Origin of the sequence: Zhongshania aliphaticivorans (assembly GCF_001586255.1) — a bacterium.
GTDB lineage: Bacteria > Pseudomonadota > Gammaproteobacteria > Pseudomonadales > Spongiibacteraceae > Spongiibacter > Spongiibacter aliphaticivorans.
In genome coordinates this window covers 2704527-2717641 of sequence record NZ_CP014544.1, presented here as the reverse complement: position 1 = coordinate 2717641, position 13115 = coordinate 2704527, and the positions used below count along the sequence as shown (strand labels likewise).

General features: G+C 52.2%; 13 protein-coding genes. 9 read left to right on the top strand and 4 right to left on the bottom strand.

All coding sequences use genetic code 11. From position 1 onward, the window contains the following. Positions 1–55 precede the first annotated feature (55 nt). Together AZF00_RS12075 and pyk are read left to right on the top strand one after the other, a co-directional pair. Positions 56–1240, top strand: a complete 1185-nt coding sequence (locus tag AZF00_RS12075) for an acyl-CoA dehydrogenase family protein (protein WP_008249022.1) — start codon at positions 56–58, stop codon at positions 1238–1240. Positions 1241–1410: 170 nt separating this feature from the next. Next, entirely contained in the window at positions 1411–2832 is a 1422-nt protein-coding gene (gene pyk / locus AZF00_RS12070; protein WP_062383852.1) for a pyruvate kinase, read from the top strand. 62 nt (positions 2833–2894) lie between these two features. Here pyk and AZF00_RS12065 read toward each other — a convergent pair whose 3' ends face one another. Together AZF00_RS12065 and AZF00_RS12060 are read right to left on the bottom strand one after the other, a co-directional pair. Further along, on the bottom strand, positions 2895–3362 hold the full coding sequence (locus tag AZF00_RS12065; protein WP_062383849.1) for a globin domain-containing protein: 468 nt from the start codon (positions 3360–3362) through the stop codon (positions 2895–2897). A gap of 243 nt (positions 3363–3605) precedes the next feature. Next, positions 3606–4379 (bottom strand): SDR family oxidoreductase, encoded by a 774-nt coding sequence (locus tag AZF00_RS12060; RefSeq protein ID WP_062383846.1) that lies wholly within the window; start codon positions 4377–4379, stop codon positions 3606–3608. Between the two features lie 364 nt (positions 4380–4743). Here AZF00_RS12060 and npdG point away from each other — a divergent pair, with 364 nt between their 5' ends. From npdG to AZF00_RS12030, 6 genes are read left to right on the top strand one after another with little or no spacing between them, the layout of a single operon-like run. Beyond that, positions 4744–5421, top strand: a complete 678-nt coding sequence (npdG, locus tag AZF00_RS12055; protein ID WP_008249030.1) for an NADPH-dependent F420 reductase — start codon at positions 4744–4746, stop codon at positions 5419–5421. Between the two features lie 5 nt (positions 5422–5426). Continuing rightward, positions 5427–6197 carry a coenzyme F420-0:L-glutamate ligase gene (cofE, locus tag AZF00_RS12050; protein ID WP_062383843.1) on the top strand — a complete coding sequence of 257 codons (771 nt, stop codon included), beginning with the start codon at positions 5427–5429 and terminating at the stop codon, positions 6195–6197. Continuing rightward, positions 6197–7183, top strand: a complete 987-nt coding sequence (cofD, locus tag AZF00_RS12045; RefSeq protein WP_062383840.1) for a 2-phospho-L-lactate transferase — start codon at positions 6197–6199, stop codon at positions 7181–7183. The genes cofE and cofD overlap by 1 nt, the downstream gene beginning before the upstream one ends. A gap of 31 nt (positions 7184–7214) precedes the next feature. After that, positions 7215–7976, top strand: a complete 762-nt coding sequence (gene cofC / locus AZF00_RS12040; protein ID WP_156474862.1) for a 2-phospho-L-lactate guanylyltransferase — start codon at positions 7215–7217, stop codon at positions 7974–7976. Further along, positions 7973–10441 carry a 5-amino-6-(D-ribitylamino)uracil--L-tyrosine 4-hydroxyphenyl transferase CofH gene (gene cofH, locus AZF00_RS12035; RefSeq protein ID WP_062383836.1) on the top strand — a complete coding sequence of 823 codons (2469 nt, stop codon included), beginning with the start codon at positions 7973–7975 and terminating at the stop codon, positions 10439–10441. The genes cofC and cofH overlap by 4 nt, the downstream gene beginning before the upstream one ends. 59 nt (positions 10442–10500) lie before the next feature. After that, positions 10501–11262 carry an SDR family oxidoreductase gene (locus AZF00_RS12030; protein ID WP_062383833.1) on the top strand — a complete coding sequence of 254 codons (762 nt, stop codon included), beginning with the start codon at positions 10501–10503 and terminating at the stop codon, positions 11260–11262. A gap of 17 nt (positions 11263–11279) precedes the next feature. Here AZF00_RS12030 and AZF00_RS12025 read toward each other — a convergent pair whose 3' ends face one another. Next, positions 11280–11495: a TIGR02450 family Trp-rich protein gene (locus tag AZF00_RS12025; RefSeq protein WP_008249038.1), complete on the bottom strand. Its 216-nt coding sequence runs from the start codon at positions 11493–11495 to the stop codon at positions 11280–11282. Positions 11496–11639: 144 nt separating this feature from the next. Between AZF00_RS12025 and AZF00_RS12020 the strand changes: the two genes are divergently transcribed. Beyond that, complete coding sequence (locus AZF00_RS12020) at positions 11640–12527, top strand: AEC family transporter (protein ID WP_062383830.1); 888 nt, start codon at positions 11640–11642, stop codon at positions 12525–12527. 8 nt (positions 12528–12535) lie between these two features. Here AZF00_RS12020 and AZF00_RS12015 read toward each other — a convergent pair whose 3' ends face one another. Then, positions 12536–13021 (bottom strand): DUF3806 domain-containing protein, encoded by a 486-nt coding sequence (locus AZF00_RS12015; protein ID WP_062383827.1) that lies wholly within the window; start codon positions 13019–13021, stop codon positions 12536–12538. Positions 13022–13115: the final 94 nt, after the last annotated feature.

The following is a 13115-nucleotide window of genomic DNA, read 5'->3' as shown; positions in this document are numbered from 1 at the left end:
CCTAGCGAAAGCAGCACCCTGTGGTGCAATTGAAGATAATGACAGGAGATACAGTATGGGCGAAGCGCAAGCTAAAGACGCAGCCAAGAGCTCAATCGTTGCCGAGATGATGGCTGCTATAACCGCGATGCAACCGCGTTTGCGCGAGCGCGCGGCAGAGACTAAAGCATTGCGCAAAGTGCCGCAGGCTTCAATTGATGAATTGCAGGAGCTGGGCTTTTTCTTGGCTTTACAGCCAAAGCGTTACGGCGGTTTGGAATTGTCTCCCCAAGATTTTTTCCGTATGCAAATCGCGCTCGCAGAAGCCTGTATGTCGACGGCTTGGGCCAGCGGTATTATCGCGGTGCACGCGTTTCAAATAGCGGTGATGGATGATCGTGCCCAGCAAGCTATTTGGGGCGATAATATTCATACACGCGTTTCATCGTCTTATGCGCCAATGGGTAAGGTCACTGTTGTCGACGGCGGCTTTAAACTGAGTGGCCGCTGGGGTTGGTCTAGTGGTAGCGATCACTGCACATGGGCGCTATTGGGCGCGATAATTCCTGGCGACGGTTACCGCACATTCCTTGTTCCCAAGGGGGATTATCAGATTATTGATACCTGGCGGTCGATGGGCTTAGAGGGTACGGGCAGTAATGACATAGAGGTGAAAGATGCCTTTGTTCCCGATTATATGACCCATAAACAGAGCGACGGCTTTGCCTGTACGAATCCAGGACAGGCGGTAAACACAGCGCCTTTATATCAATTACCCTGGGCTCAAACCTTTATTCGCGTGGTTTGCACGCCAGCGATTGGCGCGTGTAAGGCCGCGGTTGAACTGTATAAACATGCGGTACTGAACAAGGCCAGCGGCGACCCAACTAAGCTCGCCGGTGATACTCAGGTGCAAGAGCGTATTGCTGCAGCGGTGAATGGCATTGACGAAATGGAAGCGCTGTTATTCCGCAACTTCGATGCCATGATGGCCTTAGCCGAAGCCGGGCAGCCGGTGCCCGTGGAAGATAGGGTGCGTTACCGCTACCACGCCTCTTTAGTGATTAGTAAAAGTATTGCCATTGTCGACTCCCTGTTTGAAGTAGCTGGCGGCCAGTCAGTATTTCTAGGTAGCGAGATCCAGCAGCGATTTTTAGATATCCACACTGCTAGAGCGCATGTTGCCAATAACCCCACCAGCTTTGCGCGTAATTTAGGTGGCGTTGATTTGGGCATGGATAACGGCGATTACTTCGTTTAAACCTGATGTGAGTTAGTTTTAAAACCCGGCATTGCCGGGTTTTTTTATGTCTGAATAAACGGCGGTATGTCTTTGCTGCTAAAACTGATCGTGCGATATGTCGCTGTCGCAAGGTGAGGGGTGTAACATAGGGCTTTAACTTACTATTTATTTAAAGGATAGCGGTTTTCATGCGTCGTACTAAAATTGTGGCCACGGTCGGACCCGCTTGTGATTCTCGCGAAGTGCTCGCTGAGATGATTAGCGCCGGGGTGAATGTATTTCGGTTGAATTTCTCCCACGGCAACGGCGATGAGCATCGCGCGCGGGCGCTGTTAATCCGTGAATTGGCAGAAGAGGCTAAGTGCTTTGTGGGAATATTGGGTGATTTGCAAGGCCCGAAAATTCGGCTGCGCAAATTAGCCGTTGATCCCGTGGAGCTGAAAAAGGGCACGGAAGTGATTTTGGACACCGAGCTGGCCGACGGTGAGGGCAGTGACTATCACCTCGGTGTCGATTACGAACCCTTGGCGCGCTCGGTGACGGCGGGTGATACGCTGCTGCTAGACGATGGCCGCTTGCGTTTGCTGGTAGATCGGGTTGTCGGAGAAAAAGTACATTGCCGCTCCGAAAGCGTAGGCAAGCTGCATTCCCGTAAAGGCATTAATCGTTTGGGCGGCGGCCTGTCGGCACCCGCGCTGACCGACAAAGATATGGAAGATATTAAACTTGCGGCTGATATCGGCCTCGATTTTATTGCGGTGTCCTTTCCCAGTAGCGCAGAAGATATTATCGATGCTCGTCAAAAGCTTGAGGCGGCGGGTTGCTTTGCCCATATTATTGGCAAAATCGAACGCGCCGAAGCGGTGGCAAATGACGAACATCTCGATGATCTGATTCGCGCCTGCGACGGTGTAATGGTGGCACGGGGTGATCTGGGCGTAGAAATTGGCGACGCCAGTTTAATTGGCTTGCAAAAGCATATTATCAAGCGGGCGAGGGTTTTGAATCGGCCGGTGATTACTGCAACGCAGATGATGGAGTCTATGATTAGTTGCCCGGTTCCAACCCGCGCCGAAGTGTTTGACGTTGCCAACGCGGTATTGGACGGCACTGACGCCGTTATGCTGTCGGCCGAAACGGCTTCCGGTATGTATCCGGTAGAGACGGTTAAGGCAATGGCGCGCAATTGCGAAGGCGCGGAATTGTACCCCTCGGCGAGGAAATCAAGTTATCGAATTGAGCGTAAATTTGATTCTGTAGAAGAAACTGTGGCTATGAGCGCTGTTTACGCAGCAAACCATCAGGTCGGTGTAAAGGCGATTGTGTCGATGACAGAAACCGGGCGCACGGTTTTGTTGATGTCGCGCTTAACCTCGGGAATTCCTATTTTCGCTTTTAGCCGAAACCCGGCAACCTGTAATCGCGTGAGTTTGTATCGTGGCGTATATGCGATATCCAGCCCGGCCGCGGGAATTGAAATTGCAAGCTGTGTTGAAAAAATTCAGGCGCGGGGCCATGTGGAAAGCGGTGATTTAATTCTTGCCACTACTGGCGACGAGGTAGGTGTTGACGGTCATACCAACACCATAAAAATTGTCAGAGTTGCTTAGTGCCAGCGATTCGCGATTTAAGGCGCTCTTGTGGCGCCTTTTTTTTGCCCGAATTATTGTGCTTAGCTGACCACGGCTAAGGCAATAGGAATTTCTTTACCCCAGGGGCAGTGTTCTAAGGTGGTTTTTGCAGCGGATTCGCTGATTGTTTCCAATAGCAGTGCGCCGCCTGCAGTCCAGGCGGCGGCAACGTCGCCGGTAAATTCATCGCCTAGGGCTATTTCCAGTGTTTCAAGTAATGCCTGACACATTAGTGCGAAGTGGTGGTCACCCAAGCCTTGAGCGGCATAGCGGCGGCCCAGACTGCTGACAACAACTTTTAAGCCGTCAATATTGTCGAGTGAGCGAACAGCGGTGCCGAGCAGGGCGACAAGTTTGCGACCTTTATAATCGGCTTGGCTGTTAACGTGTCGTTTTAGCTCAGGCGACAATTGAAATAGGCGCAGGTAATAGAGTCGGGCAAAGGGGCGGCTGACGGCGCTTATAGTGTGGAAGCTTTTTTGAATGCAGCTGATTTGTTGCGGTGTCATGGCTAGCGCCTCACGGTCGCGTATTGATGCCAAAAAGCAATTAATAAAGAGAGATTGCAGGGCTGGTACCTCATCTTGGGTTTTAATCTAGAGGATTTAGCAGTAGATGATTATTAGAGCTAACCGAGGGTGGTATAGCTAGTTACCGTAATGAAGTGTGTGTAGGCCGATTTGTGGCTTGAACCCGAAGAGAGTGATGGTTGGCGCTGGTCACCTATATAAAAGGCGCCAGCGCCAGTTTAATCACTCAGCGTTTGCTGCGCCTAAAAAAGCGGGCTTTTCGCCGCCGCCGTGAATTGTCAGTGTTGAGCCGCTGATATAGCTTGCTAAATCGCTGGCTAAAAATACACAGGCATCGCCAATGTCCTGGGGCATCGCTAAGCGGCCGAGCGGAATAGTGTCCGCTATGGCGTCTATTCCTGCTTCATCGCCGTAGTGTAAGTGCGATTGCTCAGTGCGAATTAAACCGGCAATAATCGCATTTGTTCTTACTTTCGGCGCCCATTCTACGGCGAGGGAGGTGGTAAGGCTGACTAAGCCGGCCTTGGCCGCGCCATAGGCTGCCGTACCTGGTGAGGGTCTCACTGCGCTCACTGAGGCAATGTTAACGATCGCGCCGCCACTGGCTTGTTTTTGCATCACTGTGTTACAGGCTTGGGAAAAATTTAACGGGGCGAGCAAATTAAGGCGAATAATAGACTCTGAAAAGCGGGGTGAAACAGTTGCCGCTTCGGCGGCGGGTGCGCCGCCTGCATTGTTGATCAGCACATCTATGCGGCCGTGAGTCGCTGCGATATGTTCTACAAAGCTTAAAATGGCATCGACATCGCGGACATCAATACTGTGGAAAATCGCGATATTCCCGCCTACTTGAGGTAGTTTTTCGGGCGTCGTGCGCCCGCAAATAAAAACGGTGGCGCCTAGGCTCAAAAAGCGCTCGCTAATGCCCCTGCCAACACCTTTGCCGCCGCCGGTGACAATGACAACTTTGCCGCTGTAGTCAAGTGATGCTTGCATTCATACTCCAAGAGGTATTTTGTTTAATTATTAGAGAAGAGCGTATTGTAACGTGCTCAGCCATACTTTTTTATACACTAAATTGACTAGTTGGCAGGCGCTAATGGCAGCTAGGGATGACCGATTTTGCCTAAAGTTAGACTCATTTGACAATGTTCACCTATAACTAGGCGAGATACACTGGAGTGAAAAATGGGGAATGCTTGAGCGAGTTTTGAGGATTAACACATTGTAAGAATAGGATATGATCTTCGAGGTTGTTGTCGCGACTTGTAAGCTGTTAGTTTATGGCCGTAATTCAGACAAAGTATCGAATAAGTAAAGCGTGGCTAGCGCGAATTCAACAGAAAAGGGTGTATCGAAAATGAGCGAGATCAAACCAGTTGTTGCGATTTTAGGCGGAACCGGGGGCTTGGGAACGGGCTTGGCTCGGCGCTGGGCCGAAGCGGGCTACCAAATTATTATTGGTTCCCGTAGCCAAGATAAAGCCGAGGAAGCCGCTGCAGATTTGCGCACCCTTATGCAGGCGCGCGGAGCTGGGCAAGTGCAGGTGTTGGCGATGGATAATGTTGCCGCGGCAAAAGCGGCAGACATCGCCGCCCTTACGGTGCCGTTCGCTCACCACGCCAGTACTCTGTTAAGCGTCAAAGAAGCTTTGCAGGGAAAAATTTTAATCGATGTTACCGTGCCGCTTGTGCCGCCGAAAGTGGCGAGAGTACAGCTACCTGCAGAGGGCTCCGCTGGCCAAATTGCGCAAAATCTATTGGGCGAAGGGGTTAATGTGGTGTCTGCATTTCAGAATGTTGCTGCGGTGCATCTGCAAGATGGTCAAGGCCTGGAATGCGATGTTCTCGTCTGCGGTGATAATAAAGAGGCGCGCGCGGCAGTAATCGAATTGGTTGAAGCCGCTGGCTTGCGTGGCTTTCATGCCGGCAGTATCGCCAATGCGGCGGCAGTGGAGGCGATGACCTCGCTGCTCATTTTTATCAATAAGCAGTATAAGTGTCACGCCGGAATTAAACTAACAGGTCTGGATCGCTGATTAATATGACGCAAGGCGCTTTGACATTACATGCGGTGCCGGGTATTCCCCTGGTCGAACCTGGCGACGATCTTTGCGCGCTGGTACTAAGTGCGCTAGATCAAGCAAACTTGCCGCTGCAAGACGGCGATGTCTTGGTACTCGCTCAAAAAATTGTCTCGAAATCTGAGGGACGCTACGCCTTTTTAAATAGCGTGGAACCCAGCCCCGAGGCGCATGCCTTAGCGCTTGAGTGTGATAAAGACCCTCGTCATATGGAGGTTTTATTAAGCGAGTCGCGTGCAGTTCTGCGTCGTCGACCAGGGGTGGTTATTGTTGAACATAAGTTAGGCTATGTTCATGCTAACGCCGGTATTGATCGCTCTAATATTCAAAATGATGACGGCAACCCTCGTTTGCTGCTGCTACCAGAGAACCCGGATGCCAGCGCCCAGCGCCTGCGCGAGGCACTGGCTGAGAAAACGGGTGCACAGCTTAATATTATTATTAATGACAGCGCAGGGCGAGCTTGGCGCAATGGCAGCCTCGGCTTTGCCATAGGCACGGCAGGTTTTGAACCGGTAGAAAATCGTATTGGTGAGCAGGATCTCTTCGGTCGTGCCCTCGAGATTACCGAAGTGGCGGTTGCCGATGAACTCGCCGCCGCGGCATCTTTTTTGATGGGGCAGGGTAGTGAGGCAATGCCATTGGTATTGATTCGGGGCGCTAAATTGCGTCCCTCAAATGGTGGTTCGGCCTCATTAATTCGCGACCGAGATAAGGACATGTTTCGCTAATGAGTACTCATCGCTCAGTTGATTCTGAATTTCAGGGCCCAATACTGGCATTAACCGGCGGCGTGGGTGGTGCTAAATTGGCGCGTGGCCTCGCTGGCGTGCTCAAGGGCGGTCAACTCACTATTGCTGCAAATACCGCAGATGATTTTGATTACTGGGGCCTGCGAATATGCCCAGATCTTGATTCTGTCATGTATGCCTTAGCCGACCTCAATGATGAAACCCGGGGTTGGGGGCTAAAGGATGAAAGCTGGCGGACAGGAATTGCCATGCGCCGCCTTGGCGGTGACGAATGGTTTCAAATCGGTGACCAAGACGCCGCAACGCATATTTTTCGCAGTCAAATGCTGGCGGCTGGTTCGAGTTTAGCTGAGGTAACGGAGAAGCTGTGCTGTGGCTTAGGTATTGCGCAGACCTTATTGCCGATGAGCGAAGATAAAGTCGCCACTAAAGTTAACACCGATCAGGGCTGGCTCGAGTTCCAAGAATATTTTGTTCGCGACAAATGTGAACCAGAGGTGCGTGGCTTGGCCTTTGATGGCATCGACACTGCACAGCTGCACCCGGCTATTGTTAATCTCCTGCAAGGTGACGAGCTCGCCGCAGTAATTATTTGTCCGTCCAATCCCTTTGTGAGTGTTGATCCTATTTTGTCGATTCCAGGTTGTCGGGCGCTATTAAATGCGACTAAAGCGCCTGTTATCGCCGTGTCGCCGATAATTGCTGGTCGTGCGGTAAAAGGCCCCGCCGCTAAAATGATGCGAGAGTTGGCGATGCCAGCCACAGCGACGGCGGTGGCTCAGTATTACGGTGATCTACTCGACGGCTATGTTTTGGATGAGCAAGATGCAGACTGCGCAGACGAAGTCGCATCGCTGGGAATCGACGTGTGTGTTGCGCCCACGATGATGAGTGATGTGAGCAGTAAAATGCGTTTGGCCGAGATTGTTTTGGATTTTGCCGCGGGAATTGCGCTGCGAAATTAAAATAAAAATTATCTATAAAGTGAAAAATTGTATGTGGGCACTGCTGCCATTAAAAGATTTTGTTCAGGCCAAACAGCGCTTGTCAGGTAGCCTAACGGTATCGGAGCGGCGCGGTTTATTCCATGCAATGGTCGAAGACGTGTTAACGGTGATGTCGGTCCACCCCAGCTTAGAACGAGTGGTGCTAGTCTCAGATGACCCCGCCGCGCAGTTATTAGCGGAGCATTATCGCGTTGAGTGTTGGTCTGAGCGCAGTTTTGCAGTGCGCGGCTTAAGTGCAGTGGTCACCGCCGCGTTGGCGAAAATACAGGCTATTGCAGTTGGTGAGCAAAATACGGTGATGGTGGTACATGGTGACTTGCCATTACTCTGCGCCAGCGAACTCGATACGGTGATTTGTGAACACCAGCAGTTGCTCGATGCGGGAAATTCCGGCTTGAGCATCGTTACCGATCGCCATCAGCGCGGTAGCAATATCTTAGTGTGTGATCCCGCGCGGCCGTTGAATCTCGCCTATGGCGCTGATAGCTGTGCATTGCATTGCGAGGAAGCCCGTCGAATAGGGATTCCCGCTCAGGTCTTACAACTGCCCGGCATCGGTCAAGACATTGATACGCGCGAGGATTTATTGCGTTTGTTGGCATTGCCTAGAACTGGCGTTGCCACCCATACCCTGACATTTTTGCATGACACTGGCATCGCGCAACGGCTTAATACCATGAACACTGAAGCCAATGTTGATGCCTTGATTACCCATACAGAATCGGCATTGTCCGAGTGGAATACCTTATGACAGCGACGGGCTATTTACCAGAAGTGGCGCCTGAGGGGTTAAGTGAGGCAGATGCCTTGCGCCTAGCCGAGCTTAGCGACAGCCCTGCCTTGATGCAGGCCGCCGCGCAGCTACGTGATCGCGGCTTTAATAACGGGGTGAGTTATTCGCGTAAAGTGTTTATTCCACTAACACATTTGTGCCGGGATGTTTGCCATTACTGCACTTTTGCGAAAACGCCCAAAAAGATCGAACAAGCGTATTTGCCTGCCGAGCAGGTGCTAGCGCAAGTGAAAGTCGCCGAGAGTATGGGCTGCAAAGAAGCGCTGTTTACCTTGGGTGAAAAGCCTGAACTACGCTACCGTGCGGCGCGGGAAGCGCTGGCGCAAATGGGCTTTTCGACCACATTAGAATATCTCGCTCATGTCGCCGGCAGAGTCCTGGCCGAAACCAATGTCCTTCCCCATATTAATGCCGGTTGTATGAGTGATGAAGAAATCGCCATGTTGCGCCCCGTGTCGGCATCCATGGGCATTATGTTGGAGTCCGCATCGGCCCGCCTTTGCGAGAAAGGCATGCCGCATTACGGCTCTCCTGACAAAGACCCCGAATTGCGTTTGGCGACAATTGAAAGGGCGGGGCGCGCGGCGGTGCCGTTCACTTCAGGTATTTTGATTGGTATTGGTGAAACTCGTTTGGAGCGGGTGGAATCACTACTGGCATTGCGCGCGCTACACCGCCGTTACGGCCATTTGCAGGAAGTGATTGTTCAAAACTTTCGCGCCAAACCGAATACCAAAATGGCCACTGCGCCCGAGCCCGATTTAAATGAACTGCTGTGGACAATTGCCGTTGCACGGCTTATTTTCGGGTCGCAGATGAGTATTCAGGCGCCGCCGAACCTCAGCCCGGGTGTTTTGCCGCAGCTCGTTGCGGCGGGTTTAAACGACTGGGGCGGGGTGTCGCCTTTAACCCCGGATTTTGTTAACCCTGAGGCGCCTTGGCCGCACCTAGAAACCCTTGCGAGAGAAACGGCGGCGGCGGGCAAGCACCTACATGAACGTTTAACTATTTATCCGCGCTATGTACAGGACTACTCGCGCTGGCTTGATCCTGCCCTGCACACCAAGGTTTTGCACTATAGCGATGGCCAAGGCTTGCCGAAAGAAGATAACTGGGTGGCCGGGCAAGACTTTGAAGCGCCCGCAGCGGATCTGGCACTGCTCACCAGTGAAACCAATAAGCAGGCAGCTGCAGTGGCCATTTCTGGCGACATACAAAATATCATTGCGGCGGCAATGCGCGCCGAGGCGCTGAGTGAAGACGATATTATTCGCCTTTTCACTGCCCGTGGCAGCGATTTTGCTGCGGTGTGCCGCGCCGCGAATACCTTGCGAGAACAGCGCTGCGGTGATCGTGTTAGTTATGTGGTTACGCGCAATATTAATTACACCAATGTCTGCTATTTTAAATGCCAGTTTTGTGCTTTTTCGAAGGGGAAATTGAGCGAAAATTTGCGCGGTCGACCCTATGATTTGTCCGGTGAAGAAATCGCCCGACGGGCCAAAGAGGCTTGGCAGCGCGGTGCTTCTGAAGTTTGTATGCAGGGCGGGATTCACCCTGAATACACCGGGCAAACCTACCTAGATATTGTTGCCACCTTGCGCGCCGCGACGCCGGATATGCACATTCACGCGTTCTCGCCTTTAGAGGTTTGGCAGGGAGCGGAGACTTTGGGCTTGGATCTCGAGACGTATCTCAGGCAGCTTAAAGAGGCTGGGTTACACACTTTGCCAGGTACGGCTGCAGAGGTTTTAGACGACGAGGTGAGAGCGGTTCTTTGTCCAGATAAAATCAATACTGAGCAGTGGCTCGCCGTTATGGTGGCAGCCCATAAAGTTGGGTTGCGTTCTACGGCAACGATTATGTATGGTCATGTAGACAACTACCGGTCGTGGGCGCGGCACCTATTGCGGGTGCGGAGCTTGCAAGAAAAGACCGGCGGCTTTACCGAGTTTGTGCCGCTGCCCTTTGTGCCGCCAGAAGCACCTATTTATTTGAAAGGACGCGCTCGCCGTGGTCCGAGTTTCCGCGAAGCTATTTTAATGCACGCCGTGGCGCGCTTGGTGTTTAACGGCTTAATCGACAATATTCAGGCGTCGTGGGTCAAGATGGGCGAGCAGGGGGTCGAAGCATTGCTCAATGCCGGTGTTAACGACCTGGGCGGCACCTTGATGAATGAAACCATTACTCGTGCAGCGGGTGCTGTTCATGGTCAGGAGGCCGCGCCCGAGCTGATGGAAGCGCGTATTCGACGGGCGGGCCGGCAAGCCTTTCAGCGCAATACCTTATACGGCCCAGCCGACCCCCAGCAGAGTTTGCGTTCACGCAGTGCCGCACCGCTTAGCGAGGTGGAGAACACCCCTGCGCATAAATATGAGCGCAGTAAGCAAATTAGCACCGAGGACGTTATTGCCACGAGCTGAGAGCCTTAATCGACCGCTGCTTGATGCAGCGGTGTTGCTATCCAAGGAAAATAAAAATAATGGGAATTTATGCTTTAACGGGTGGCGCCACCGGAATTGGTGCGGCCATAAAAACGCAGCTTAGGGCTTTGGGTCACGAGGTTATTGTGGTCGATCTGCACGAGGGCGATGTTTGTGTCGATCTTGCCGACGCGTCGGGGCGGCAAAAAGCCATTGATGGAATCCGCGCGCTCGCTCCAGCGGGCTTAGACGGCTTTATACCCTGTGCAGGGCTTGGCCCGTCGGTGCGGCCACTGTCGCTAATTAGTCAGGTGAATTATTTCGCTGCGGTTGCGGTTACGGAAGGGGTTTTAGATCTACTGGTGCGGCGCAAGGGCAGTGTTGTGATGATTTCATCTAACTCTGCCGTCATGACCGCTCACGACGACTACGTGAAATTATTGCTGGCTGATGACGAAGCTGCGGCCTGCGAGATGATTGCGAGTAAAGATGCTCACACGGCCTACGCGGGTTCTAAACACGCGTTGAGCTGTTGGTTGCGTCGCAATGCGCCAGATTATGCCCGTCAGGGTGTACGGATTAACGCGGTAGCGCCGGGTATTGTCAACACACCGTTGAGCGACAAAGTGCTAGCCGACAAGGATTTAGGGCAGGTTATGAGGGATTTTGGCGACAGCGTACCCCTGGGTGCCATTGGTCAGCCAGCTCAAATAGCCGAGGTGGTGTGCTTTTTACTCAGTAACAAAGCCAGTTTCATGTCTGGCGCCATCGTATTCGTTGATGGTGGTCATGACGCCATGCTGCGTCCAGACCAATTTTAAGCATTGGAAAGCGGGGATTACTGCCAGCCACAGAGCCACTGGTTGGCATCGCGTAGTTCTCGCCACTGTAAAGTGTAGCTGCGTTTGCTCATCACCGCTTCGATCATGCAGTGGTAGAGGGTTTGGTATTCATCGAACTCGACTTCGGTAATGACAAAATGTTTGTCCTTGTTTTGCGGACTAACGGCAGTCCATTTACTATTGAGCAGTTTCTTGGGGTTAACGGCATTCATTTTGAGAACCTAGGCAATCTGAGTTAGTAGTGTTTACGTTGTAAGGTGAGGAATGGATGAGTTGCAGCGCCTTGGAATTTGCGCGTGATGCCGTGATAATGCATTTTCCTTAGTTACACAAACTCCAGCTCTCGTCGGAATTCCATGTCTTTAGTCTCGCCTTTAGTGCCGGTTGTTCTGCCGGTTATATTCTGTGCTGCCATTGGTGTGTTTTGGGTGCGTTTTAAACAGCCCTTCGACCACGAATTTGTGCGTCGAATTGTGCTGTGGATTGGCGCGCCAGCGCTGATTGTCGGTACGCTTAGTAAAACCGCTATTTCGGCCGAGTTGCTGGCGCAGGTCTTGCTCGCCAGTTTTTGCATGCTGGGCTTTAGCGCCATTTTTGCCGCCACCGTGTGCGTGTTGTTCCGGCTGAGTGTGCGCGATTTCTTGATCCCGCTGATCTTTGGTAACTTCGGCAATATGGGCCTGCCGTTGTGTTTGTTTGCCTTTGGTGAAGAAGGTTTGGCGATCGGTTTAGGCATTTTTTTGGTGACCACTATTTCGCACTTCTCGTTTGGCGTTGCTGTACTCAGCGGCAAGGCAGTGGTGAAGGGTATGCTCAGCTCGCCGATTATCTACGCTGGGGCACTTGCCTGCATTTTGATTTTTAATCACTGGACCTTGCCGCTGTCGATACAAAATAGCTTGAGTTTACTGGGTGGCATGTCGATACCCTTGATGTTAATCACCCTTGGGGTTTCCTTGAGCAGCTTGCGTCTGCAGGGGGCCGGAAAGTCGCTGGGCTTGGGGTGTTTGCGGCTGCTGGTTGGCTTGGGTGGCGGCGTGGTGACGGTATACGTCTTGGAGCTAGAGGGTATGTTGCGCAATGTGGTATTGCTGCAATCGGCAACGCCGGCAGCGGTGTTTAATTATTTGCTGGCCATGCAGTATCGGCGGGAGCCAGATACTGTGGCGGGGATGGTGGTTAGCTCCACGCTGATTAGCTTTGTTAGCATCCCCGTTTTACTTTATTTTCTCGGTGTGCGCTGAAGGGCTTATTAGCGGACAATTATTTTCTTTTTGGCGCGGACAATTTCGCTCTCTAAGCGTTCGTAAATCGCTTTAACGTCAACATCTGCGCCCACCGCAGCGCGGCTAGAAATTTGGGTGACGGGAAATATGGCCTCGTCTTTAAAGGGGACTTCCAGCGCGCGACTGCGGCCGACGCGATCAATATATATCACCCACTTTAAATTGTGCTCTTTGCGCAGATGATCGCCTAGCACTATACCCATGGCCTGTAACAGGGCTGTTTGATCACCTTTAACCAGTTTGCGATCAAGCAGGGTTTGTATCAGCCTCAGGTCGCTGTCGCGGCCTTCGCCAAAGCTACGGCCCAATTCAATTCGGGCAAGATCGTTGAGCTCCTTGCGGCTGTTGTCCATGTAACGCTCGTCCATGGGCGTGAGCGGGTCGGTGCGCCAGGGGTCGGCAATACTCATTGGCGCCAAAATAAGCAGAAATACTATTACTAGGAAACGCATTGGCTTTTCTCCTGTCTCACATGGGCAAAACGCGGTGCATTATAGGTCTTAACGCCACCAAGACATATGTTATAGACCATGTTTGCATGGATTC